24 protein-coding genes and 1 riboswitch are annotated in these 24,473 nt (G+C 62.8%); of the genes, 6 read left to right on the top strand and 18 right to left on the bottom strand.

The window, feature by feature from the left end; genetic code table 11:
- Positions 1–17: 17 nt before the first annotated feature.
- The 6 genes from T8A63_RS05435 to T8A63_RS05410 form a co-directional block, all read right to left on the bottom strand.
- Positions 18–1,466 carry a TrkH family potassium uptake protein gene (locus T8A63_RS05435; RefSeq protein ID WP_322345211.1) on the bottom strand — a complete coding sequence of 483 codons (1,449 nt, stop codon included), beginning with the start codon at positions 1,464–1,466 and terminating at the stop codon, positions 18–20.
- A gap of 81 nt (positions 1,467–1,547) precedes the next feature.
- Positions 1,548–1,796, bottom strand: coding sequence for a hypothetical protein (locus T8A63_RS05430; protein ID WP_067626996.1), 249 nt, complete (start codon positions 1,794–1,796; stop codon positions 1,548–1,550).
- Between the two features lie 215 nt (positions 1,797–2,011).
- On the bottom strand, positions 2,012–3,103 hold the full coding sequence (gene folE2 / locus T8A63_RS05425) for a GTP cyclohydrolase FolE2 (protein WP_322345210.1): 1,092 nt from the start codon (positions 3,101–3,103) through the stop codon (positions 2,012–2,014).
- A 77-nt stretch (positions 3,104–3,180) separates the two neighbouring features.
- Positions 3,181–4,371: an O-succinylhomoserine sulfhydrylase gene (metZ, locus tag T8A63_RS05420; RefSeq protein WP_322345209.1), complete on the bottom strand. Its 1,191-nt coding sequence runs from the start codon at positions 4,369–4,371 to the stop codon at positions 3,181–3,183.
- A gap of 64 nt (positions 4,372–4,435) precedes the next feature.
- Positions 4,436–4,512, bottom strand: a riboswitch (SAM riboswitch).
- A 57-nt stretch (positions 4,513–4,569) separates the two neighbouring features.
- Positions 4,570–5,175, bottom strand: coding sequence for an inner membrane-spanning protein YciB (locus T8A63_RS05415; RefSeq protein ID WP_322345208.1), 606 nt, complete (start codon positions 5,173–5,175; stop codon positions 4,570–4,572).
- Positions 5,176–5,185: 10 nt separating this feature from the next.
- Positions 5,186–6,088 (bottom strand): DMT family transporter, encoded by a 903-nt coding sequence (locus T8A63_RS05410; protein WP_322345207.1) that lies wholly within the window; start codon positions 6,086–6,088, stop codon positions 5,186–5,188.
- Between the two features lie 63 nt (positions 6,089–6,151).
- On the opposite strand from T8A63_RS05410, the gene T8A63_RS05405 reads away from it, so the two are divergent.
- Positions 6,152–6,637 (top strand): MgtC/SapB family protein, encoded by a 486-nt coding sequence (locus T8A63_RS05405; RefSeq protein WP_067626987.1) that lies wholly within the window; start codon positions 6,152–6,154, stop codon positions 6,635–6,637.
- Between the two features lie 33 nt (positions 6,638–6,670).
- On the opposite strand, the gene ftsY is transcribed toward T8A63_RS05405, so the two are convergent.
- Together ftsY and T8A63_RS05395 are read right to left on the bottom strand one after the other, a co-directional pair.
- Complete coding sequence (ftsY, locus tag T8A63_RS05400; protein ID WP_322345206.1) at positions 6,671–8,071, bottom strand: signal recognition particle-docking protein FtsY; 1,401 nt, start codon at positions 8,069–8,071, stop codon at positions 6,671–6,673.
- Positions 8,072–8,167: 96 nt separating this feature from the next.
- Positions 8,168–9,880 (bottom strand): NAD(P)H-dependent oxidoreductase subunit E, encoded by a 1,713-nt coding sequence (locus T8A63_RS05395; protein WP_322345205.1) that lies wholly within the window; start codon positions 9,878–9,880, stop codon positions 8,168–8,170.
- A gap of 144 nt (positions 9,881–10,024) precedes the next feature.
- Here T8A63_RS05395 and T8A63_RS05390 point away from each other — a divergent pair, with 144 nt between their 5' ends.
- A complete protein-coding gene (locus T8A63_RS05390) occupies positions 10,025–11,044 on the top strand; it encodes an alkane 1-monooxygenase (protein WP_416153234.1) in 1,020 nt (339 codons plus the stop codon).
- Between the two features lie 41 nt (positions 11,045–11,085).
- Positions 11,086–11,475 (top strand): hypothetical protein, encoded by a 390-nt coding sequence (locus tag T8A63_RS05385; protein ID WP_322345204.1) that lies wholly within the window; start codon positions 11,086–11,088, stop codon positions 11,473–11,475.
- A 6-nt stretch (positions 11,476–11,481) separates the two neighbouring features.
- Here T8A63_RS05385 and xseA read toward each other — a convergent pair whose 3' ends face one another.
- Entirely contained in the window at positions 11,482–13,044 is a 1,563-nt protein-coding gene (gene xseA / locus T8A63_RS05380; RefSeq protein ID WP_322345203.1) for an exodeoxyribonuclease VII large subunit, read from the bottom strand.
- A gap of 70 nt (positions 13,045–13,114) precedes the next feature.
- Between xseA and purD the strand changes: the two genes are divergently transcribed.
- Positions 13,115–14,380, top strand: a complete 1,266-nt coding sequence (gene purD / locus T8A63_RS05375) for a phosphoribosylamine--glycine ligase (protein WP_322345202.1) — start codon at positions 13,115–13,117, stop codon at positions 14,378–14,380.
- Positions 14,381–14,410: 30 nt separating this feature from the next.
- On the opposite strand, the gene T8A63_RS05370 is transcribed toward purD, so the two are convergent.
- Both T8A63_RS05370 and T8A63_RS05365 read right to left on the bottom strand, forming a co-directional pair.
- Positions 14,411–15,106, bottom strand: coding sequence for a VCBS repeat-containing protein (locus tag T8A63_RS05370; protein ID WP_322345201.1), 696 nt, complete (start codon positions 15,104–15,106; stop codon positions 14,411–14,413).
- Positions 15,106–15,429 carry a 2Fe-2S iron-sulfur cluster-binding protein gene (locus tag T8A63_RS05365; RefSeq protein WP_067625538.1) on the bottom strand — a complete coding sequence of 108 codons (324 nt, stop codon included), beginning with the start codon at positions 15,427–15,429 and terminating at the stop codon, positions 15,106–15,108. The genes T8A63_RS05370 and T8A63_RS05365 overlap by 1 nt, the downstream gene beginning before the upstream one ends.
- A gap of 167 nt (positions 15,430–15,596) precedes the next feature.
- Here T8A63_RS05365 and T8A63_RS05360 point away from each other — a divergent pair, with 167 nt between their 5' ends.
- On the top strand, positions 15,597–16,148 hold the full coding sequence (locus T8A63_RS05360; protein ID WP_322345200.1) for a peptidoglycan-binding domain-containing protein: 552 nt from the start codon (positions 15,597–15,599) through the stop codon (positions 16,146–16,148).
- Between the two features lie 54 nt (positions 16,149–16,202).
- Here the strand turns inward: T8A63_RS05360 and T8A63_RS05355 are convergent, their stop codons facing one another.
- From T8A63_RS05355 to T8A63_RS05325, 7 genes are all read right to left on the bottom strand, one after another.
- Entirely contained in the window at positions 16,203–17,630 is a 1,428-nt protein-coding gene (locus T8A63_RS05355) for a DegQ family serine endoprotease (protein ID WP_416153243.1), read from the bottom strand.
- A 254-nt stretch (positions 17,631–17,884) separates the two neighbouring features.
- A complete protein-coding gene (locus T8A63_RS05350) occupies positions 17,885–18,079 on the bottom strand; it encodes a DUF2065 domain-containing protein (RefSeq protein ID WP_322345198.1) in 195 nt (64 codons plus the stop codon).
- Entirely contained in the window at positions 18,076–19,191 is a 1,116-nt protein-coding gene (locus T8A63_RS05345) for a protease modulator HflC (RefSeq protein WP_322345197.1), read from the bottom strand. Before T8A63_RS05345 ends, T8A63_RS05350 begins: the two co-directional genes overlap by 4 nt.
- Positions 19,191–20,423 (bottom strand): FtsH protease activity modulator HflK, encoded by a 1,233-nt coding sequence (gene hflK, locus T8A63_RS05340; protein ID WP_322345196.1) that lies wholly within the window; start codon positions 20,421–20,423, stop codon positions 19,191–19,193. The genes T8A63_RS05345 and hflK overlap by 1 nt, the downstream gene beginning before the upstream one ends.
- Before the next feature lie 68 nt (positions 20,424–20,491).
- A complete protein-coding gene (gene gorA / locus T8A63_RS05335; RefSeq protein WP_322345195.1) occupies positions 20,492–21,871 on the bottom strand; it encodes a glutathione-disulfide reductase in 1,380 nt (459 codons plus the stop codon).
- 116 nt (positions 21,872–21,987) lie between these two features.
- A complete protein-coding gene (gene rpiA / locus T8A63_RS05330; RefSeq protein ID WP_322345194.1) occupies positions 21,988–22,776 on the bottom strand; it encodes a ribose-5-phosphate isomerase RpiA in 789 nt (262 codons plus the stop codon).
- Positions 22,777–22,789: 13 nt separating this feature from the next.
- Positions 22,790–23,026, bottom strand: coding sequence for a hypothetical protein (locus tag T8A63_RS05325; RefSeq protein WP_067624517.1), 237 nt, complete (start codon positions 23,024–23,026; stop codon positions 22,790–22,792).
- A gap of 3 nt (positions 23,027–23,029) precedes the next feature.
- On the opposite strand from T8A63_RS05325, the gene T8A63_RS05320 reads away from it, so the two are divergent.
- Positions 23,030–24,403, top strand: a complete 1,374-nt coding sequence (locus tag T8A63_RS05320) for an L-serine ammonia-lyase (RefSeq protein WP_322345193.1) — start codon at positions 23,030–23,032, stop codon at positions 24,401–24,403.
- Positions 24,404–24,473: the final 70 nt, after the last annotated feature.

The raw sequence follows: 24,473 nt of genomic DNA, 5'->3' as shown, positions 1-24,473 counted from the left end.
CGCCGCCCTTTCGCGTTTCAAGCGCGCCAGAACTTGGCGGTGAACATGACGTAGACCGCAAGCAATTCCAGTCGCCCGATCCACATGGCGATGATCAGAATCCATTTCGCCGTGTCGTTGAGACTGCTGAAATTCCCCGCAGGGCCGATGATCTCTCCCAGTCCCGGGCCGATGTTTGCCAGTGCCGCCGCTGCGCCCGAGACGGAGGTGACGAAATCCAACCCCGTCAGGCTCAGCGCGACCGAGATCAGGCCGAGCGATACGACGAAGAACATGAAGAACGACATCACCGAGCTCAGCACGTCCGCCCCCACCGGGCGGCCATCATAGCGCGGGGTAAAGACGCCATGGGGCGAGCGGATCCGCCGCAACTGCGCGCGGATCGAGGCAAAGAGCAATTGATAACGGAAGATCTTGATCGAACAGGTGGTCGAGCCCGCGCAGCCGCCGATCAAGCCAATGAAAAAGAACAGCGCCACGGCGAAGCTGCCCCATTTCATATAATCCGCCGACGCATAGCCGGTGCCCGAGATGATGGAGGTGATGTTAAAGATCGCTTCCCGCAAGATCCGCTCGGACTCGTAGGTCGTGCCGCTGCGCAGGACGAAAAAGACAATCACCACCAGAAAGATCAAGGTCATGAAAAAGCCGCGCACCTGCGGGTCGCGGTGCAGGGCTACGGGGTTGCCGTTGATAAGCTGCACGTAGCGCACGAAAGGCAGGGCCGCGAGGATCATAAAGATCGCCGCGACATATTCGGCGGGGCCAGAGAAGGTGCTGAACGAGGCATCGTAGTTGGAAAATCCCCCAGTCGATACAGTGGTCAGTGCATGAACCGTCGCGTCAAATGTGCTCATCCCGAGGGCAAGATAGCTCAGCATACAAGCCAGCGTCAGCCAAAGGTAGATCACCGAAATCTGAGTCGCGATTTGCCCCGCGCGGGGCAGGATTTTTCCAAAGGTGTCAAAGGATTCAGATTTGAAAATCTGCATACCACCGACCCGCAACTCGGGCAGGAACACCATGGCGACCACGACGATACCGATGCCGCCCAGCCATTGCAGAATACCGCGCCAGATCAGCAGGCCCTTGGGCAGGTCTTCCAATCCGGTCAGCACCGTGGCCCCGGTGGTCGTCAGCCCCGACATCGCCTCGAACATCGCGTCGGTGACGCTGGCATCGGTCGCGCCCAGCACGAAGGGCAAGGCCCCGAACAGCGGCAGCATCAGCCAGACGCCGGTGGTGAGCATAAATGTCTGTTGGATGGTGAGCCCTTCGCGGACCCCATTGGCGCTGGCAAGGGCGATCATACCGCCGCCCAACGTGGTGATCAGCGCGCTTTCGACGAAGACCCACCATTGGCCCCGGCCCTCGGCCAGATCGACCAAGATCGGGATGATCATGGCAAGGCCAAGCACGGCCACCAAAAGGCCCACGACATATCCGACAGGTCGTATATCCAACATGGGCGCAGCGTTGGCTTGGCCGCTCGTCGCTGTCAAGCCGAGACGGGACCGGGGTGCGATTTGGCCCCGGTCCGTGTCGTCTTAGATGTAGTAGAGGTCTTTGAAAACGTGGTGAACGATGTCGTCACGCTTGATGCCCATGGCGGCCAGTTCTTCGTCGCTTTTCGCTTGCAGGCCTTGGACCTGCTCAAAACGGCGGTGGGCGGTGGAGCCCATCATGATGCCATGGCCGATCCCCGCAAAAAAGCGACGCAGACCGGCGCCGGCGCGCCGCAGCCCTTCAAAGGGAGAGACGGAGTGGGCGGGATGAGCAGTGCTCTGGTAGGTCATCTGATTGCCTTTGCAATTTCCAGTATTTCGATGACCGTTAGATAGGCAATGCTGCGCCGCAGCAGAACCGACGTTTTCGCATAGCCGCTGGTCGGGACTTGCAGGGCTGACGGGGCGACAATCGCCATATCTGCGCTAAGTCACCCGGAATGCCCCGCAAAGGGGCGCTGCGCGTGGTGCGGACAACCATCGCGCGACCACTGCGCCGCGCCGGGTCAGCCGACGTGAAAGAGCGTGTTGAAAAGCTTGGGGTCGATGCTTTGCGCCGCGAAGGTCTCACCTTGGGTCAGCACGCTGATCGCATCGTGGCTGTGCAGGCTTTCTTGATGGCTGGCGACAATGCGGAAATCCCCCACCCGGCCATCGGCCAAGAGTTGCTCGCAAAACAGCCGCGCGGCATCCTCAACAAAGATCGGATTCGCGGCGTTGAGTTCGGCGAACGCCTGTTCGTCCTCGCGCTTGACCATGACCTGCGTCTCGGTCGGCACGGCGCGGCGGCAAATCTCGATCAGGTCTTCGAACCACAGGCAATCGCCCTCGTCCTGCGTCTCAACCGAAATGCGCGCCACGGAACGCTGCGAATGCGGCGTGGCCAATTGCCCGCGCGTTTCCCGCGCGTGTTCGCTGAGTTCCAGCGAACAGGGGCAGGTGCTGGAATAGACGTAATCAAGATGCACGATCTTTTTGCGCTCTCCGTCCTGCTCAACCAGTTCCAGCGCGATGTCATAATATTGATAGCCCGTCAGCCCCGAGCGCAAACTGCCGATCTTCATTGGAAAAGAGAATCGCATCTGAATCCGCGCGTCCAAGCTTTCGAGATCGGTCTTATAATCATCCAGCGCCGCTTCGATCACCTCAAAGCTAAAGGTCGCCTCGGCGTGGCGGTAAAAGCTGCGCATGATGCGGGACATGTTGATGCCCTTCTTTTCCGCATCAAGCGACACCGAACCGGTCACAGATGTTTCCAGCCGCATATCCCCGCCCTCACGGCTGCGGTAACGGATCGGTAGGCGAAAGTTCGAGATGCCGACATGCTGGATCAACTGCTGCGCCCCGCGGATCAGGCTGGAGGGGCCGTTTTGCAGATCCGGCAGGCTGGCGCGGTAGTTGTCGCCCGCGGTGAAGTCCTCGGGGTAGGCACGGCTCAGTGCCGGGTAGTCGGCGGGCGCGAGCATCCGCGCCATGGCCGGGTCAAGGGCTGCGATCTCTGCAGGGGTGGCCGTTTCGGCCCAAGCGCGCAGGGTGGCGAGCGCAGCCTCCGCCGCGCTTCGATCCGATGTTTCGGACATCTCAGTCACGATGTTCATTGCGCGGCCCTCCGGTCTGTCGTCCTCAATGTATGATGCGCGGGGCAAAAATGCCACCGCGCCTGCGACACATCAGGTCAGGCTTGCGCCGCCGCGTCCAAAGCTTGCAACAGATCGGCCTTGAGATCGCCGGTATATTCCAGCCCCACGCTGATCCGAACGAGGCCCGGCGTAATGCCTAAAAGGTCTTTGGTTTCCTGCGGCAAACGCTGGTGCGTCGTGGTGGCCGGATGGGTCACGATGGTCTTTGCATCGCCGAGGTTGTTGGAGATCACCCCGACCTGCAATGCATTCAGGAAGGCGAAGGCCGCCGCTTTGCCGCCCTTGAGGTCAATGGAGAGTACCGTGCCCCCTGCCCCCATCTGCTGCATCGCCAGCGCGTTTTGCGGATGCGCGGAGAGGCCGGGGTAAAGCACCCGCGCCAGTTCGGCGTGGCCCTCCAGCGCTTCTGCCAATTCCTGTGCGCTGGCCGCCTGTGCCCGCACCCGCAGGTCGATGGTTTCCAACCCTTTGAGCATGATCCACGCTGTAAAAGGGCTCATCGAGCCGCCGGTGTGTTTCATATAGGGCTCAAGCGTGCCGCGAATGAAATCGCGGCTGCCCAGCACCACACCGCCAAGCGCGCGGCCCTGCCCGTCGATATGTTTGGTCGCCGAATAGACCACCACATCCGCCCCCTGCGAAATCGCGCGCGAAAAGACTGGAGTCGCAAACACGTTATCGACCACCACCAGCGCGCCCTTGGCATGGGCCAGTTTGGCGACGGCTTCGATGTCGATCACTTCAAGCGTGGGGTTGGCGACGGATTCAAAGAACACGGCGCGGGTGTCCTCGCGGATCGCGGCCTCCCATGCGCCCAGATCGCTGCCGTCGACGAAAGTGACCTCAACCCCATAGCGGCCAAGGATTTCTTCGAGCACATAGATACAAGACCCGAATAGCGCCCGGGCCGACACCACATGATCGCCCGCCTTCAGCATTGAGATCAGCGCGCCCGACACCGCCGCCATGCCGCTGGCCGTGGCGAATGCGTCTTCGGCCCCTTCCAGCGTGGCGATACGGTCTTCGAACATCGCGACCGTCGGGTTGCCGTAGCGGGCATAGATGAACTCATCCGGGCCAGTTTCCTCGAACCGGGCCTCGGCCTGTTCGGCACTGTCATAGACGAACCCTTGGGTGAGGTAGATCGCCTCGCTCACCTCGCCATATTGGCTGCGGCGGGTACCTGCGTGGATCGCTTGGGTGCGCGCGTGACGGTCGTTGCTCATCTATCTCATCCTTCTGGCCCGACCTTGCGGGCATAAAAAAACCCCAGACGCGGCCAAGCGAAAGGGGTCTTTCATCCTGACCTTTTAGCGGCATGTTTAACGTGGCCCACAATCCGGTAACAAATCGCCACGCGGGGTGGATTACGCCGCGCGACGCTGCAGGTCAACAGTTTCGCGCGGGCATGGTTTAAATTCGGGTCAGCTTTGATCTTTCTTCTCGCCGTAGGCTTCGAACAGCTTGCCCTGCGCCATGAAGAAAACGAAAATCGCCGCCGTCAGGCCGAAGGTTTTGAAATAGACCCATGTGTCGGTCGAAAGGAACCGCCAGATTAGCTCATTCGCCAGCGCGAGGCCAAAGAAGAAAAACATCAGCCGCTTGGTCAGCAGCATCCAGCCCTCATCGCGCAGCGGCATCATCTCTTCCATGACGTATTTCAGGTAGGATTGCCCGCGCAGCAGGCCAACCGCCAAAAGGCCGCCAAAGAGCACATAGATCAGCGTCGGTTTCATCTTGAAAAAGCGGTCGTCGTTCAGCCAGACCGACAGCCCGCCAAAGATCACCACCAGCACCACGGTGGCGACCTGCATCCGGCTCAGCTTGCCCGTCAGCGCCCAGAGCGCGCCGGTCGACAGCACCAGCAAAGGCACGAACATCGCGGTGACGACGATGAAGCCATCGTATTCGGTCCCGCCAATGGTATAGGTGTTATCCTTCAGCCACAGATAAGCGACGAGGAAGGCCAGCACAGGGCCATATTCCAGCGCCGCGCGCAGCATTGGGTTGATCTCTCTTGGTTCTGACATGCCTGTTCCTTCAGCCGCCCATTTCAACAATCACCGCCCCGGCCGCGATCAGCGCCATCAGCGCGATGCGGCGCGGGCCGACGGTTTCTTTCAGCACCAGCACGCCGATCAGCGCGGCAAAGACGGTCGAGGTCTCGCGCAGCACTGCCGCCTCGCCCACCTTATCAAGCCGCGTGGCCAGCATGACCGACCCAAAGCTCGCAAAAGCGATGAACCCGCCGATCACGCCGCGCAGCATCAGCGGCGCCACCTCGGGTGGGTTCTCCATCCGGTGCCAGCGCCGCCATGCAATCACCGGCATCACCAACCCGTCGATCATGAAAAACCACGCGAGAAAGGTGAACGGGTCCGCCGTGGCGCGAATACCGTATGCGTCATATGTGGTGTAAAGCGCCACGAACAAGCCCGTCAGCACCGCAAGCCCCAAGGCCGCGTGCAACGTATCGCGCGCGGCGACGAGATTGCGCAGATTATAAACCGCCAGCCCGAAAATACCGCTCAGCAGCACGGCCACGCCGAGCCACTGCACCGCGTTGAAGCGCTCGCCAAAGATCAGATAGGCGCCGACCACGGCAAACAGCGGCCCCGTGCCGCGCACCACCGGGTAGACCACCGTATAAGCGCCCTTGGTATAGGCCCAGGCTTGCAACAGCTTGTAGATCACATGGATCACGAAGGCGCCGAGGAAGATCACCCACATATGCGGCTCGGGCCATGGCACGACGAACAGCGCAAAGGGCGCGGCCATCACACCATAGGAGACATCAATCGCCCCGCGTGTCAGCCACGGATCATGCCGCCCCTTTTGCAACGCGCCAAAGACGGCATGTAAAAAGGCCGCCGACAGCGCCAACCAAAGCGCCGCGGTATGGCCCGCGGGCGTGCCTTCGATCGACAGGATCCATTCGGTCATCGCGGAACCACCACAGCGGCGAGAGGTTTATTCCTCAAAACCTTTATCACCAACGGAAATTTCATGTTTGAAAGCCTGCTCGCCGATCTGACCAACAGTTTTTCCAAAGTGCCCGTCACTGTCGCTGCCGCGCGGCTGCTGATGGCCGCGTTTCTGGCGGGCGTTGTGGGGTTTGAGCGCGAGCGGCGGGACAAGCCTGCGGGGCTGCGCACCCATATCATGGTGGCCATCGCGGCCTGCCTGTTCATCATCATCGGGCAAGAGCTGGGCAGTCTGGAGTTCGGAGAGGGCGACCAGATGCGCTTTGATCCGCTGCGTTTGATTGAAGCGGTCACAGCGGGCGTCGCCTTCCTTGCCGCGGGGATCATTTTCACCTCCAACGGCGAAGTGCGCAACATCACCACCGGCGCGTCGATGTGGTTGGCCGGTGCCATTGGTCTTGCTTGCGGCGCGGGGCAGATTTTGCTCGCCTGTCTTACGGCAGGGATTGTGGTCAGCGTTCTGACGGTATTGCGCTGGATTGAGCGAAAGCTCGGCACCCACGAGTAATCAGAGCCGCCGCGCAAGGCGACCAAGGCGTCGCTAGGCATCCGTACCAACCAATGCGGCGGCAAATTCATCGGGATCAAACGGGGACAGATCGTCAATCTGCTCGCCCACACCCACCGCATGGATCGGCAGACCGAAACGATCCGCCAGCGCCACCAGAACGCCCCCCTTTGCGGTGCCGTCGAGTTTGGTCATAACCAGACCGCTGACGTCGGAAATCTCTTGAAAAACCTTCACTTGGTTCAGTGCGTTCTGCCCGGTCGTCGCGTCCAGCACCAATAGGGTGTTATGCGGCGCGGTCTCATCCTTCTTGCGGATGACGCGGACGATCTTGGCCAATTCCTCCATCAGGTCGCCCCGGTTTTGCAAACGGCCTGCGGTGTCGATCAGCAGCAGGTCGGCGCCTTCCTCCTGCGCGCGGCCCATGGCGTCGAAGGCAAGGCTGGCGGGGTCGCTGCCCTGCGCTGCAGTCAGCACAGGCACGCCTGCGCGTTCACCCCAGACCTGCAATTGCTCCACCGCGGCGGCGCGGAAGGTGTCGCCTGCGGCGATCACGACCTTCTTACCCGCCGCACGGAATTGCGAGGCCAGCTTGCCGATGGTTGTCGTCTTGCCAGAGCCGTTCACGCCGACCACTAGCACCACCTGAGGCGTCTTGGAATAGATCGGCAGGGGCCGCGCCACAGGCTCCATGATGCGGCTGACTTCGCTGGCGAGCAGTTGTTTGATCTCTGCCACCGACAGTTTCTTGCCAAAGCGCCCTTCGGCCATGTTGGCGGTGACCCGTAGCGCGGTGTCAACGCCCATGTCGGCGCTGATCAACAACTCTTCGAGCTGTTCGAGCATCTCGTCATCCAGCGCGCGGCGCAGAACGGGCTGCGCTGCGCTGCGGCCCATCAGACGGCCTAGAAGGCCCGGCTTCGCAGGGGCGGCCTCTGCTTCGTCAAGCGCAGGCGCGACCGGGGTCATGGCTTGGCGCAGGTCCACGGCGGGCGGCACTTCGTCGGGGGCCGGAGCGGGGTCGGGGGCCGGAGCGGGGTCGGGGGCCGGAGCGGGGACTGGATCGACCGCTGGCGGCACCTGCTCGGGTTCGGGCGTGGGCTCCGGGTCTGCGGGCTCAGATGGCACCGCTGGCGCGGGCTGAGGGGTGGGCTCGGGAATGGTGACGGGCTCGGGCGTCGGCTCGGGCGTTGATTCTGGCATTGGAGCGGGTTCGGGGGTTTCCTCCTCCTGCTCAGCTGCCAACATCGGGCCGCTGTCGTCCTGCCCATCGGGCATCACATCCGACGCCGCGCCGGGCTGGTCCATCACCGCATCCACGGGGGCCGCTTCGGCCTCCGTTTCGCCGCCATCGCTGACTATCGCCTCTAGCCCCTCGTCGATCTTGGACGAGGATTTGAACAAGCGGTCCTTGAGCTTCGTGAAGAAGGCCATCGGCGTCTCCCATGCAGTTTCGTCTTGATCTATAGGCTTGCCCGCGCAGATGGAAGGGCGCCTAAGGCAGATCAAGGCAACCGAGAGGGGCCGCGGTTAGATTTCGTCGGGAAAATGCTTCATCACCAGCCGGATCGGGTTCGGCGCCGCCTGCCCCAACCCACAGATCGAGGCATCGACCATCGCGGTCGACAACTCCTCCAACAACCCTTGATCCCAGCGGTCCTCTTGCATCAGCTTGACCGCCTTTTCGCAGCCCACCCGACAAGGCGTGCATTGGCCACAGCTTTCATCCTCGAAAAACCGCAGCATATTGAGCGCGGCCGCGCGGGCGCTGTCATGTTCAGAGAGAACAACCACCGCCGCCGAGCCAATAAACGACCCATGCGGTTGCAGCGTGTCGAAATCGAGCAGCACGTCATCCATCGAAGCAGGCAACAGGCCAGAGGACGGCCCGCCCGGCTGGTACGCCTTCAGCACATGCCCCTCTGCCATGCCCCCCGCTGCCGCGATGATGTCGGTGATGGTCGACCCCGCGGGCAGCAGATACATCCCCGGCTGCGTCACCCGCCCCGAGACCGAGTAGCTGCGCAGCCCCTTGCGGCCATTCTTTTCGGTGGCGTTTAGCACCTGTGGCCCTTCGCGGCAGATGCGGGCGATCCAATGCAGGGTTTCCACGTTATGCACCAATGTCGGACGGCCAAAGACCCCCACCTGCGCCACGTAAGGCGGGCGGTGACGCGGCAACCCGCGCTTGCCTTCGATGCTTTCGATCATCGCGCTTTCTTCGCCGCAGATATAGGCGCCCGCCCCGCGGCGCAGATCGACATAGCCGGGGGTGATGACGCCGGCATCCTCCAACGCCGCAATCTCACGCCGCAGAATTTCCAGCACCGCCGGGTATTCGTCGCGCATGTAGAGGAAGACTTTTTCGGCCTCCACCGCCCAAGCGGCAATCAACATGCCTTCGAGGAAAAAATGTGGTCTGCGCTCAAGATACCAGCGGTCCTTAAATGTACCCGGCTCGCCTTCGTCACCATTGACCGCCAGATAGCGCGGGCCGGCGTTGCCACGCACGAAGCCCCATTTCTTGCCCGAAGGGAAGCCCGCCCCGCCCAGCCCGCGCAGACCAGCCTCCAGCAGTTGTTCTTGCACCGCCTCCCAGTCGCCATCCGCACGTAGGTTCAACAGCGCCTCGTAACCACCTGAATTCGCGTAGGTTTGGTAATCCTCATAGTCCGGCAGTTGGACATGCGTGTCCTGTACTGCAATCGCCGCCTGAACCTTTTCCGGCGTCGCATGGTCGATGTGATTGTGTCCCAGTTCCAGCACCGGCGCGGTGTCGCAGCGCCCCATGCAGGGCGCGCGCAGCACGCGGACCTGAGTGGGGTCCAGCCCCTCCTCCAACGCCGATTTCAACGCCTGCGCCCCGGCCAGTTCACAAGACAGCGAATCGCAGACGCGGATGGTCAGCGCGGGCGGCGGGGTCTCGCCCTCTTTCACCACGTCGAAATGCGCGTAGAAACTTGCGACCTCATAAACCTCGGCCATCGACAGGCGCATTTCTTCTGCCAAGGCACGCAGATGCGCGGCTGAGAGGTGTCCATAGCGGTCTTGGATCAGATGCAAGAACTCGATCAGCAGATCGCGGCGGCGCGGGCGGTCGCCCAACAGCACGCGAACGTCCTCCCAAGCCGCGTCCTGCACCTGCCGCCCCTTAGGGTGATGCCGCCCCTTGCCCTTGCCGGATTTCCAGACGCCCTTTTGCGGTTCCTGTCCCGTCGCTTTGCCGTGATCATCCAGCGCCATGTCTTTCCCCCTCGGCATCGCTTTCAACAGTCGTAGCAAATCAAGGCGCAGCCCGGCGATCAAAAAGCGACAATCGCGCGGGTGTTTGCGTTGTGCGCAGACCCTGCGGCGGGCAGAATGGGCGGATGCGCCGCGAGGCAGGTCATGAGTAAGGGAAAACACGTGCTGTGGTATGTGATCGCCAGTTTGACGCCAGCGGTGCTGATCGCCGCCGCCGCCCTCTTGGGCGGGGTCTGGCCTGTGCTGGCGCTTTTGTCGATCACGGTCCATGTGGCCTTCATGGACCGGTTGGGCCGCGCGCTGAGCCTTTCCGACAGTTCCGGTCGGGGGCTGACGCTGACGTTGGCTGCCGTGCATTTCATGCTGCTGCCGCTCGGGGTTTGGGCGATTGGCGGCGCGCCGCATCTTCAGGGGCTGGACCGCGTTCTGATCTTCGCCGCCCTCGGTCTGTTTCTAGGCCAGATCAGCAATTCCAACGCGCATGAATTGATCCACGCATCCCGCCGCCTGCCCCGGCGGATCGGCACGGCGGTCTATATCTCGTTGCTGCACGGGCATCACGTCTCGGCCCATCTGCGGGTGCATCATCCCGCCGCAGCCACCCCGGCTGATCCCAACTCTGCGCCCAAGGGCATGGGGTTCTGGCGGTTTCTGCTAAACGCAAGCTGGGGGGAGTTTCGCGCCGGGTGGCAGGCCGACAACGCGCAGCGGGCGCGCAAAACGGGGGCGAAGGGGCTTCACCCCTATGCGATCTACCTCGGCGGTGCCGCAGTGGCCCTGTTCACCGCGCTGCTTTTGAGCGACATTTCCGGGCTGTTCGCCTATCTTGGCCTTGCCGCCTATGCGCAGATGCAACTGCTGCTGTCGGACTATGTGCAGCATTATGGCTTGCGGCGGCAGCAACGCCCCGATGGCCGGTTCGAGCCGATCGGCCCGCAGCACAGTTGGAACGCCCCGAAATGGTATTCCGCGGCCATGATGCTGAACGCGCCGCGCCATTCCGACCACCACATGCGCCCCGCCCGCGCCTTTCCGGCGTTGGAAGTGACCGAAGAGATGCCGAAACTGCCCTATTCCCTGCCCATCATGGCGGTGATCGCCCTTGTGCCACCGCTCTGGCGTCGGGTGATGGACCGCCGCGTGGCGCGGTGGCGCCGCGGCTGATCCCACTGGCGCGGGGCGCGGGCTTCTGGCAGGCTGTTGGGATGAGACATACCCTCGCCCTGATCTGCGCCCTCCTGCCCCTGCCCGCCTTGGCCGAGATGTCAGCGGCGGAGTTCGAGGCCTATACGCAGGGCAAAACGCTCTACTACGGCCAGTCCGGCGAGCCCTATGGGGCCGAGGTCTATCACGAGGATCGCCGCGTGCAGTGGTCCTTTCTTGATGGCCGCTGCAAGGAGGGGCGTTGGTATGAGGCCGAGGGGCTGATCTGTTTCGTCTACGAAGACGACCCCACCCCGCAATGCTGGAGCTTCACCGAAAGCCCATCCGGGCTGGTCGCCCGGTTCGAGAATGACCCAACCCAAACCGAGCTTTACGAGGCGCAGGAGCAGAATGACCCTCTACTCTGTCTCGGGCCCGAAGTCGGGGTCTGACCGGCCTTAGCTTTCGCCTTTGACAGCCAGCCGACCATCCGCAAATTCGATCTCCAACCGGGCGGCGTTCTTTGCGGCCTCGGCGCTGGTCACCACATCGCCATCGCCACGCACCACGGCGAAACCGCGGGCGAGCGTTTCGCGGTAGCCAAGCGTGCCAAGGGTGCGGCCCAAAGCGTCGATCTGGCGGCGACGGCGGTCTTGATCCGCGCGGCCTGCGCGCGCCAACCGGGCGAGCACCTCATTCAATCGCTGGTCTTGGCGGGAAAGGTCGCGGAGCAGCACCTCTGGGCGGAAAGTCTGCGTACGGTCGAGCAGCCGTTCACGACGACGCAGGATCTGCCGCTGCAACACCTCGGGGTGAAACCGGTCGATCCTTGTCCCGAGCCGTTCACGCTGCCCTGCCAAGTTGCGTTGCCATGCGGGGTCGAGCCTTGCCGATAGCTGGGCCAGCCGCTGACGATCAGCCTCCAACTGGCGGCGCAGGGTGCCGGGACGCAGGGCACCGGACATATCGGCCAGTTTCACGCGGCGGCCTTGGACGCCTGCGATCAGCGCGGGTCCTAGTTTTTCGCTTGCGCGGTCGAACCGCTGCCACGCACCTTCAGTCAAAGTCTCGGCCCTTGGCAGGGCCCGCGCCAGATCCCGCATCCGCTGGCCGCGCCGGGTCAGCCCTTGGCTCAGCGCCTGACGCATCCTCGCGCCCTGCCCTTCGAGCCATGCTGCCAGTTCATGCCGCACGGGCACCGCCAATTCCGCCGCTGCGGTCGGCGTCGGCGCGCGTTTGTCAGAAACGAAGTCGATCAGCGTCGTGTCTGTCTCATGCCCCACGGCAGAGATCAGCGGGATCTCCGAGGCTGCCGCCGCACGCGCGACGCTTTCCTCGTTAAAGCCCCAGAGGTCTTCGACCGAGCCGCCGCCACGGGCCACGATGATCAACTCGGGCCGGGGCAATGCGCCACCGGGGGTCAGCCGGTTGAACCCTTCAATGGCGCGCACGACTTCGGGCGCGCATTTCGCGCCCTGTACGGCGACGGGCCAGACCAGCACTTTGCGCGGGAAACGGTCGCGCAGCCGGTGTAGGATATCACGGATCACAGCCCCCGAGGGCGAGGTCACGACGCCGATGATCTCAGGCAGGTAGGGCAGCGGGCGTTTGCGTTCGGGGGCAAAGAGCCCCTCCGCCGCCAGTGCCGCCTTGCGTTTCTCCAATAGCGCCATCAGCGCGCCCATGCCCGCCGGTTTGATATCCTCGATGACGATCTGGTATTTCGATTGGCCGCCAAAGGTGGTGATGCGCCCGGTGGCGATCACCTCCATCCCCTCTTCGGGCTGGGTTTCAAGCCGGGCGGTCACGCCTTTCCAGATCACGCCCGAGATCACCGAGCGGTCGTCCTTGAGATCAAGATAAACATGCCCCGAACGCGGGCGGCTGACGCGGCCCACTTCACCGCGAATCCGGACATGGGCAAACTCACCCTCAATCACCCGCTTGATCGCACCAGAAAGCTCGGTGACGGTAAATTCCGGGCTGTTTGCACCGGGGGCGGGGTCGTCGAACAGATCCATCTGGGCACCTTGTGTCTGTGGGCACCCCAGCTTAGAACGCGGAGCAACGAAGTCCAAGGGAGTGCGCGGCATGAATATCCTGATCCTCGGCAGCGGTGGCCGCGAACATTCACTTGCTTGGGCGGTGATGCAGAACCCCAAATGCGACAAGCTGATCGTAGCACCGGGCAATGCGGGCATCGCGGCCATTGCGCAATGCGCTAAGCTCGACATCATGGATGGCGCGGCGGTGGTGGCTTTCTGCGAAGGCAACAACATCGACTTCGTCATCATCGGCCCCGAAGCGCCCTTGGCGGCAGGCGTGGGCGATGACCTGCGCACGGCAGGATTTGACGTTTTCGGCCCCTCCAAAGCGGCGGCGGCGCTGGAGGCTTCCAAAGCCTTTACCAAGGAAGTCTGCGACGCCTGCGATGCGCCCACGGCGGCCTATGGCCATTTCACCGATGCGGCCAGCGCCCGCGCCTATGTGGAAAAGCAAGGCGCGCCGATCGTCATCAAGGCCGACGGTCTGGCGGCGGGCAAAGGTGTCATCATCGCCATGACCGACGCCGAAGCCCTCGCCGCCGTAGATGAGATGTTCGACGGTGCCTTTGGCGACGCGGGCGCCGAGGTCGTGATCGAAGAGTTCATGGAAGGCGAAGAGGCGTCTTTCTTCGTGCTTTGTGACGGGGAAACCGTGCTGCCCATCGGCACGGCCCAAGACCACAAGCGCGTCGGCGACGGCGACAGCGGCCCCAATACTGGCGGCATGGGCGCCTATTCCCCCGCCCCGGTGCTGAGCGACGAGATCGCCGAACGCGCGTTGGATGAGATCATCCGCCCCTGCATGGCCGAGATGGCGAAACGTGGGATGCCCTATCACGGCGTACTTTATGCCGGGTTGATGATCAAAGACGGCCAGCCGCGTCTGGTGGAATACAACGTGCGCTTTGGCGATCCTGAATGCCAAGTGCTGATGATGCGCCTTGGTGCGCAGGCCTTTGATCTGATGCAGGCCACGGCCAAGGGGTCTTTGGCCGAGATGCAGGTCAACTGGGCCGAAGACCACGCGCTGACCGTGGTGATGGCGGCGAATGGCTATCCCGGCGCCTATAAAAAGGGCAGTGAGATCAAGGGGCTGAAAGACCTGCCCGAAGACAGCGCCAATATGGTGTTCCACGGGGGCACCGTGGCGCAAGACGGGGCGATCTTGGCAAACGGCGGCCGCGTGCTGAACGTCACCGCGCGCGGGGATACATTGGCCGAGGCGCAGGAGCGTGCCTATGCGATGGTCGACGGGATCAATTGGCCAGAAGGCTTCTGCCGCCGCGACATCGGCTGGCGCGCGCTGAGCTAACAAGCGGCGGCTTAGGCCGCCCCAGCACTCTCACTCACAGGCAAGTGCCGCAGCAAAGCTGTCGGCCCCCGCGAAGGGGCCGATGTCGCGACGCGCAAGCTGCCCGTCCTTCAGGGTCACCCCGACCACGCGCTGCCAATCGGCATCCGCCAGCACCATCTCTGGCCCGGCACCGCAATCGCGCAGACCGCCCGAGATGAAGGACTCTCCGATTCGATGGTTGGTCAGCCCCGGCATCTGAGCCACCTCGCTCAGGTCCCCATCCGCAAAACGCCAGACCCGCAGCACCCGCGCCAGATGAGGGCGGTCGACATAGGCGATCTCAACCGCGCCGTCACCGTCGAGATCAGCGGCGCCTATGGGGGCAAGCCAGCGGTTGCTTTGGCCGATATGCGGGGTCTCAGCAATCTTGCCCTCGGGGCCGTAGATCGCCAACGCCGCACCGCGGTTCACGTCGGTCTCAATCACAAGCACTTCGGGCGCGCCATCGCCGGTTACATCGACCAGCCGGGGGGCGATATCTTCGAAAACATGGTCACGGGGTAGAGTGAAGCGTCGCGCGTTTCCGTCTGCCAAAGAGACCTGTAGCCCACCCCATTCCAGCGCATCGCCCAGAATGCCGTGGGCGTAGCGCCCGGTGGGCGAGATATAGCGCGCGGCGGTGATCGTCTCCGCCGCGGCGCTGGTCGCAATCAGCGCAAGCAGAACTGTGCCGACCGCCCGCATCAAATCTGCTTTTCCGGCATCTGCACGCGCAGACCGTCCAGCGCATCGGTGACCTTGATCTGGCAGGTCAGGCGCGACCGCGCAGGGTCAGGCTCGAACGCGAAGTCGAGCATGTCTTCTTCCATGTCGTCCATCGGCGTCAGCTTCTCTGTCCACGCGGGATCGACATAGACGTGGCAGGTGGAGCAAGCGCAGGCCCCGCCACAGTCGGCTTCGATGCCGGGAATGTTATTGTCCCGCGCGCCTTCCATGACCGTGAGACCATTGGCCACCTCGACCACATGTTCGGTGCCGGAATGTTCGACATAGGTGATTTTGGCCATGATGATGCCCTTTCGTCCTAAAAGCTCGGCCTTGTTTAGCGGGCTATGGCAGCCGGTTCCAGCCCCCTTTTCATGAGGTCACGCAGTGCGTGACATTGCGGTGGGCAAGGTCCGCGCATCCCGCTAGTCTGCACCGCAAACGACAGGCAAGCCCCGAGAGAACCGGCATGAAACAGCCCATCACACTCCGATCCGCCACCCTACGCGGGGCGCTGCTCTTGGCAGTGGCCGGGATTGCGGGGTGTGATAGCACGACCCCGGCCACGCCGCGCCCGGAGCCGGGGGTGCTGGAAGCCACCCGCAACGGCCCCGCAGGCGCGGCTGAGGGCAGTTGTTGGGGCCGCACGGTCAGCCCCGCGGTAATAGAGACGGTGACCGAACAGGTCGAAGTCACCCCCGCCAAAATGAACGCCGATGGCAGCATCGCCAAACCACCGGTTTACAAGACAGAGACCCGCCAAGAGATCGTGCGCGCACGGGTCGACAACTGGTTCGAGACCCCCTGCCCGGATGTGCTAACGTCAGAGTTCAACAGCACCCTGCAACGGGCGCTGCAGGCACGCGGTTTTTACGCCGGGCCGATCACCGGTGAGATGGACAGAGCGACACGGCTCGCCGTACGGCGCTATCAGGCCAAACAGGGGCCGAACAGCGAGGTGCTGTCGCTCACCACGGCCCGCGCGCTTGGGCTTGTCGCGGTGCCCCGGCAAGGCGGCTGATCCCCCAACGAAAAAGGGCGCCCGGAGGCGCCCTTTCCAAACCACGGTAGCGGATCACTCTGCCAGCGACAGCGCGACAAATCGCGGGTCGCCGCCACGGCGCACCAGCAGCAGCAGAGACTTGCGGCCAGCCTCTTTCGCTGCGGCGATCCGCGCTTCCAGATCAGCGATGCTTGTCACCTGCTCCTGACCCGCTTCGGTGATGATGTCCCCCATGCGCAGGCCCTTCTCAAAGGCCTCCGACGTTTGATCCACATCCGTCACGGCAAGACCGCTCATATCGCCATCGGCCCCCAGTTCGGCGCGCAGATCATCCGTAAGCGGCATCAGGGTCAGGCCCATCAGCATGGTCGACTGCGGCTCTGCCTCGGTGCCGTCATCGGCGTTTTCGTCCATTGCCGCAGGAACCGCGCCATCCGCATCTTCGCGGCGGCCCAGCACAACTTTGATGGTCTGGGTCTTGCCATCGCGCAGCACGGTCACGCGGACCGTCGCGCCCACGGGGCTATTGCCCACCTGACGCACCAGACCGCGGGTATCGACGACTTCGACGCCATCGAAGGATTTGATCACGTCACCGGTCTTGAGCCCTGCTTCCCGCGCCGGGCCTTCCGGCACGTCGGTGATCAAGGCCCCAACGGCTTTCTTAAGGCCCATGGCGTCGGCCACATCATCAGTCACGTCCTGAATGCGCACACCCAGCCAGCCACGGCGGGTCTCACCGAATTCCTGCAACTGGTCGATCACGCGGGTGACCACGTTCGAGGCCATCGAAAAGCCGATCCCGATGGAGCCGCCATTGGGCGACAGGATCGCGGTGTTCACGCCGATCACCTCGCCATCCATGTTGAACAGCGGCCCGCCCGAGTTGCCCCGGTTGATCGCAGCATCAGTCTGAATGTAGTCGTCATAGGTGCCCGACAGCGCCCGGTTGCGGGCTGATACGATGCCCGCAGAGACTGAAAAGCCCTGCCCCAGCGGGTTGCCCATGGCAATCACCCAGTCCCCCACACGCGCGGCGTTGCTGTCGCCGAAAGAGACGAAGGGCAACGGCTGGCTGGCTTCGACCTTCAGCAGCGCAATGTCGGTCTTGGGGTCGGTGCCGATCACCTTGGCGACCAGTTCCTCGCCCGAAAAAAATTCGATCGTAATCTCATCGGCGCTTTCGATCACGTGATTGTTGGTCACCACATAGCCATCTTCGGAAATCACAAAGCCTGAGCCAAGCGCCGAGGAACGGCGCGGGCGGTTGCCCTCGCCGTCGTTGTTGCGGTCCTGAAACTCGCGGAAAAAGTCTTCGAAAGGCGAGCCTTCGGGAACGATGCCCTGCGGCCCGGTGCGGCCCTCAACCGTGGTCGATGTGGTGATATTCACCACCGAGGGGCTGATCTTTTCCGCAAGCGGGGCAAGGCTTTCAGGTTTGGCCAGCGCCATGCTGGCTTGCAGGATCAAGAGGGTCAGCGCCATCACCCCCATTGCCATCGCTCGCATCCATTGGGTGTGTTGTGCTGTTTTGGACAGGGAAACCGCCTTGGCCTGCATTCATCGTCTCCTGATTGTTCCTGTTGTTGCCAACGTGGGCAGAGTGCATTCCGAAAGGACGCGCTGCAATAGCAAAGATGGGGCCGATCACGGGCATTTCAACGGGCACGCGGCTGATGATTTATCGCTCGGGCCTCTGTGCCTTGGCAGAATGCGCGGCGAAACCGAACGTCCTTCGGCCCCTGATCCGGCCTTTAGACGCCCAATTGAAACGCCAGCCAGACAAATATCAATCCGGCGACCACCACCAGTGCGCCGAGTTGGCGCAGCGCCGCCTCAGGGATGCGGCGGAGCATTTCCAGCATCTGCTCCAAAAACGAAGGGGCCAGTGCGTACACCAGCCCCTCGAATATCAGCACCGACCCTAGAGCCAGTAGAGCAAGGCTCATTCGTCGAGCGCGCCTGGCTGGTCGGCCTCCGCGTCCGGCGCGACAGGTGCAGGCGCTACTGGCTCAGGCGTGGTGGGGGCCGCAGGGGCGGCCTCCTCCTGCGTGTCGTCGGCAGCAGCGCTATCGTCCGCTGGCGCAGGTTCCGCCGCCGGCGCATCGGTTTGCGGTGCCTCGGCTGGCGTCTGGACCTGTGCCTCGGCCGCTGTCTGCGGCGGTGCGTTCGCATCGACAGTGGTCGAAGGATTGCGGTCCGAGCGCAGGTAGTTGAAGAACTCGCTGTCCGGCGACATCACCATGGTCGAGTTCTCGCCCCGCAGGGCCTGCTCATAGGCGGTCAACGACCGGTAGAATTCAAAGAACTCCTGATCCTGACCATAAGACTGCGCGAAGATTTTGTTTCGCTGAGCGTCCGCCTCACCTTCGATAATCCGTGCGTCCCGACGCGCCTCCGACAAGATCTCTTCATAGGTCCGGTCAGCAAGGGCGATCACACGCTGCGCGGCCTCGCGGCCACGGGCGCGTTCATCGGTGGCTTCACGCTCACGCTCGGCGATCATCCGCTGCAGGGTCGCATCAAAGTTCTGCTCTGGCAGGTTGGTCTGACGCAGACGCACATCAACGACCTTGAGGCCAAGCGCCTGTGCACGGGCATCTGCGCGGACACGAATTTGCTCCATCAGGTCCGACCGCTCGGGCGACAGGATCGTGTTGGAGGTCACGCCTTGCGAACCCAAAACGGCACGGATCTGGCTTTCCATGATGCCGCCCATTTCGCTTTCGGCCTGACGTTCACCGCCCGCACCCAAAGCTTGGCGGTACTGGACCATGTCGTCGATCCGGTAGAGCACGAAGGCATCGATTTCCAGACGACGGTCATCGGCGGGGGTGACTTCGATCACCGGGGTTTCCAGCGACAAGATCCGGTCTTCGTAGCGCACGACCTCATCCAAGAAGGGCACCTTGAAGCCGATGCCCGGCTCATTGCGGACCTGTTTGATCTGGCCGAAGCGCAGCACCAGCGCTTTTTCGCGCTCGTCCACGACGAAGACAGCCGAGAGAACACCCACGATGGCGATCACCAAGATGGGAATGATAAGACTTGTTTTCCGCATCAGTTCGACCCTCCGCCGCGCCGCAATTCATTGAGTGGCAGATAGGGAACGACGCCCTGCCCGCCTTGGCCGCTGCCGTTTTCGAGGATGATTTTATCCACGTCGCCCAGCACCTTTTCCATGGTCTCAAGATACAGACGCTTGCGCGTCACGTCGGGCGCGTTGCGGTATTCTTCCAAGACGGCCTCAAACCGGCTGGCTTCACCTACAGCGTCGTTCACCACACGGGCGCGATAGCCTTCGGAGGCTTCCAAAAGCTGCGCGGATTCACCGCGGGCTTCGGCGGTGCGGCGGTTGGCATAGGCATCGGCCTGACGCTCTACCCGGTCACGCTCCTGTTCGGCCGCTTGCACGTCGCGGAAAGCGTCGACGACCGACTGTGTGGTCGTGTTGCCATTGGCATCGGTGACCTGCACGGTCTGGCTGGGCGGGTCGACCTTGTTCACGTTGACACGCAGCACGTTGATGCCGGTTTTGCGGTTATCAAGCGTGGTTTGGATCAACTCTTTCACCCGATCTGCAACGGCACCACGGTCCCGGTTGAGGATCGGCGCGAGTTCGGACTGGGCGATAACTTCGCGCATCGCGGATTCGGAAATCGCACGCACGGAGGCTTCGGGATCGCGCAGCGAGAATTTGAAATCGCGCGCGTTCTTGATGTTCCAGACCACCTGAAAGTCGATGTCGACGATGTTTTCATCGGTGGTCAGCATCAGGCCTTCGTTGCCGCCCGTGCCGCGCCGCACACCAAGTTCTTCGGTGCGGTTGGTGGTGACGTCAAAAACCTCTGCCGTGACCAGCGGCCATGGGGCAAAGTTCAAACCCTCGGTGCCAATGCCGGAAAATTCGCCCAAGAACAGTTCGATCGACTGCTGTTCGGGCCGCACGGTATAAAAGCTGGCAAAACCCCAAAGCGCCACGCCGGCCAAAAGGGCAATACCAATTGTCGAGCGGGTCACGCCCGGCCCGCCAGAGCCGCGGCCACCGCCGCCGGTGCCATTGCCCCGGTCGCCACCACGGCCGCCCATCAGGACACGCAGCTGCTCTTGGCCCTTGCGCACCAGATCGTCGATCTCGGGCATCTGGGGGCGGTCACCGCCCTGCCCGCGTGGACCCTGCGGCCCGTCGTTGCGTCCCTCGTTGCCGCGGCCACCATTGGTGCCCCGGTCTCCGCCGTTGCCCCGGTTGCCGCCTCCGCCGCCCCCCCAGGGGCCTTGCGAATTTCCTGCCATTGATATGTTCCCCTCTCGGCCGCCCATGCGGCCTATCGTTCCAAAAATTGTACGCTTTCGCGCGATATTCAAGCCGTGCGGGTCGGATTACGCATCGTCACCAGCTCTTCGGACATGGTTGGGTGTACCGCGCAGGTGGCGTCAAACTGCTCTTTCGTGGCCCCCATCTTGACCGCGATGCCTACCATCTGGATCAACTCGCCCGCATTTGGTGCGACGATATGACAGCCCAGCACGACCCGCGTATCGGCGCAGACGATGAGCTTCATCAGCACCCGGTCGGCCTTGCCCGCAAAGGCCCCCTGCATCGGTTTGAAGGAAGTCGCATAGACCTCGATCGGCCCTTTGTCGCGGGCGTCTTCCTCGCTCAGCCCCACGGTGCCCATTTCGGGCTGCGTGAAGATCGCCGAGGGCACCAGATCATGATCGACCGGCGTCGGATTACCGCCAAAGACGGTTTCGACAAAGGCCATGCCTTCGCGGATCGCCACCGGCGTAAGGTTGATCCGGTTGGTCACGTCGCCGATGGCATAGACCGAGGGCACGGCGGTCTGGCTGTACTCATCCACTTCGATCGCACCGCTGCGGCCCAGTTTCACGCCCAGTTCTTCCAGCCCCATGTCGTCGCTGTTGGGGCGGCGGCCAGTGGCAAAGAGCACTTGGTCGAACATCTTTTCGGTGCCGTTGGTCGGCTTGACCTTCATTGGGCCGCTGCCGTCTTCGTGGCTGGGCGTCATTTCCAGAATGTTGGTGCCAAGATGCAGGTCGATCCCCTTTTCCTGCATCATCTCGGCCACCATGCCGCGGGCTTCGTCGTCAAAGCCGCGCAGGATCTGCGCACCGCGGTAGTATTGCGTCACCTCGACACCCAAGCCGTTGAGGATACAGGCGAATTCACAGGCGATATAGCCGCCGCCGATAATCAGGATCGACTTGGGCAGCTTCTCAAGGTGGAACAGATCGTCGGAGACCAGACCCAGTTCCGCATTCTCGATCTCGGGGCGCACGGGGCGACCGCCGCTGGCGATGAGGATATGTTTGGCGGTCTTCTCGGTCCCGTCGGAAAGGGCGACGGTATGGGCGTCTTTGATCCGCGCGCGGGCGTCGAAAGTATCGACGCCAGAGTTCTTCAAGAGCTTGCGATAAACGTCTTCAAGGCGGTCCAACTCTGTGTTCAGGCGGCTTTTGAAGTCATGCCAATCGAAGGCCCCGGCCTTGAGATCCCAGCCAAAGCATTTCGCCTCATCCACCACATCGGCATAGCCCGAGGCAAAGACCATCAGCTTTTTGGGCACACAGCCCCGGATCACACAGGTGCCGCCATAGCGGTCTTCTTCGGCCAGTCCGACCTTGGCGTCATGCTCGCCCGCCGCGACACGCGCCGCCCGCACACCGCCCGAGCCGCCACCGATGACAAACAGGTCGTAGTCGAATTCATTCTTGGCCATTTGGCGCCTCTCTTAGTCGTTTTTGGTGTTGCGCGGGATCGCGCATATTCTGGTGTTGCGCGGGATCGCGCATATTCTGGTGTTGCGCGGGATCGCGCGTGTCTCGCTCTTGGGCGTTAATCGCTGAGGTCGGAAAACAGGTTGTCGGTCTCGACGAATTCCAGCCGGTCGGTCGCCACGGTGCCTTCATTTATGTCGCGCACCTCAACCCTGCCATCCCCGTAGCCGATCACAACCGCGTCACAGATATCTATGAACAGGCCGTTTTCCACCACGCCGGGCATCTGGTTCAGCACCAGCGCTAGTTGCCGCGCGTTGCCGATGCGCCCCAGCCGCAGGTCTAGAATATAGTTCCCCTCGTCGGTGATGAAAGGCACCTCGCCGTTCATCCGCAGGGTCGAGCTTTGGCCCAGCACATCCATAGAGATCAGCGTCTCTTCGACCAGCGCCTGCGTGGTCTGCCAGCCAAAGGGAATCACCTCGATCGGCAGGGGGAATGCCCCCAGATGATGCACCTCTTTGCCGATATCGGCGATCACCACCATCTGGTCACTGGCCGTCGCTACGATCTTTTCTTGCAGCAACGCGCCGCCGCCGCCTTTGACGAGGTTCAGCTCTGCGTCGAACTCATCCGCGCCGTCAATCGTCAGGTCGAGCCATTTCGCCTCATCAAGCGAGATCACCTCGATCCCCACCTCCCGCGCCAGTTGCGCCGTGCGCGAGGAGGTCGGCACGCCTTTGATCCGCAGCCCATCTTCGCGCACCAACTCGCCCAGACAGCGCACAAGCCACGCCGCCGTCGATCCGGTGCCAAGGCCCACGCGCATCCCATCTTCCACGAACTCACAGGCCCGTTTCGCGGCCACGAATTTGGCCTTGTCGATCGGTGATAGGTCTCCGGACATCGGGTGCTCCCTCTCAGGCGTTTGCCGCGTTATAGGGCGAATTGGCATAGGGTGCGAGGGGCAAGTCAGCGGTTTTTGGACGCACGGCGATGCGACAAGACGGCCAGAGCGCGCCTTCAGTCGCTTTCAGCGCGCCAAGCGGCGGCAGGAAATGGTTGGATCGGCCCACACCACTTGCAATGCGCCAAAGGTCTGGGCGATACCCGTTCCACCGCGCCCCGACACCCGCAACCATAAAAGGGTCCGCCACCTGATGTTTCTTTCCGTCTTCGACATGTTCAAAGTGGGTATCGGCCCTTCGTCTTCGCATACCATGGGGCCGATGGTGGCGGCGGGGCGTTTCCTGGACCAGATGCGCGCATCGCCTTTCCAATTTGCCGGGCTGCGCGCCTCGTTGCATGGCAGTCTCGCCTTTACCGGGGTGGGCCATGCCACCGACCGCGCGACGATCCTCGGCCTCGCCGGATTCACGCCCGAGGACTATGATGCCGAAGCCGCCGAGAAGGTGTTGGAAGAGATCAAGCAGACCCGGCGCATCAGCGTCGAGGGGCTGCCCGAACTGCGCTTCGACCCCGAGCACGACATGATCTTCGACTACGACACCAAGCTTGCAGGCCATGCCAACGGCATGATGCTGATGGCCACCGACGCCCAAGGCGACGTTGCCTTGCGCGAAACCTATTATTCCATCGGCGGCGGCTTCGTGATGACCGAAAAGGAACTGGCCGCAGGCAAGGACACGGATGAAGGCGCGCCGGTGCCCTTCCCATTCAAGTCCGCCGCGGAAATGCTTGAGATGTCGGCCAAATCCGGCAAGACCATCGCAGGTATGAAACGCGCCAATGAGGAGGCGCGCGGCGGGGCCGAGAACCTGCGCGAAGGCAGCAAACGGCTGTGGCAGGTGATGCGCGATTGCATTGACCGGGGGCTAACGACAGACGGTATCCTGCCCGGCGGGCTCAAGGTGAAACGCCGCGCTAAGGGCATCTACGACGCGTTGATGGCCGAGCGCGGACAGAACCAATCCGCGCCGCATACGATCAACGATTGGATGAGCGTCTATGCCATGGCGGTGAACGAGGAAAACGCGGCGGGCGGTCAGGTCGTCACCGCCCCCACCAACGGGGCTGCGGGCGTGATGCCCGCGACCTTACGCTATTACCTCGACCACGTGCCCGGCGCGTCAGAGGCGCATATCGAAGACTTCCTGCTCACCGCCGCCGCCATCGGCGGGCTGGTGAAATACAACGCCTCGATTTCGGGGGCCGAAGCGGGCTGTCAGGCCGAAGTCGGCAGCGCCGCCGCCATGTCCGCCGCCGGGCTCTGCGCCGTGATGGGCGGCACGCCGCAGCAGATTGAAAACGCCGCCGAAATCGCGCTGGAGCATCACCTCGGCATGACCTGCGACCCCGTCAATGGGCTGGTTCAGGTACCTTGTATTGAGCGTAACGGGCTGGGCGCGATCAAGGCGGTTTCGGCGGCCTCATTGGCGCTGCGCGGCGACGGCACGCATCTGGTGCCGCTGGACGCCTGTATTGAGACCATGCGCCAAACCGGCGCGGACATGAGCGAGAAGTACAAGGAAACCTCGCTCGGCGGGCTGGCAGTGAACGTGCCAAATTGTTGAAGCTGCGCAAATTTGCACAGCCTCCGTTCGCCGGGGCCAATTGTTGAGGACACCGCCACCGCCTATCTTC

Source organism: Sulfitobacter sp. OXR-159 (genome assembly GCF_034377145.1).
In the GTDB taxonomy this organism is placed as follows: domain Bacteria; phylum Pseudomonadota; class Alphaproteobacteria; order Rhodobacterales; family Rhodobacteraceae; genus Sulfitobacter.
This window is presented reverse-complemented; position numbering and strand designations above follow the sequence as displayed.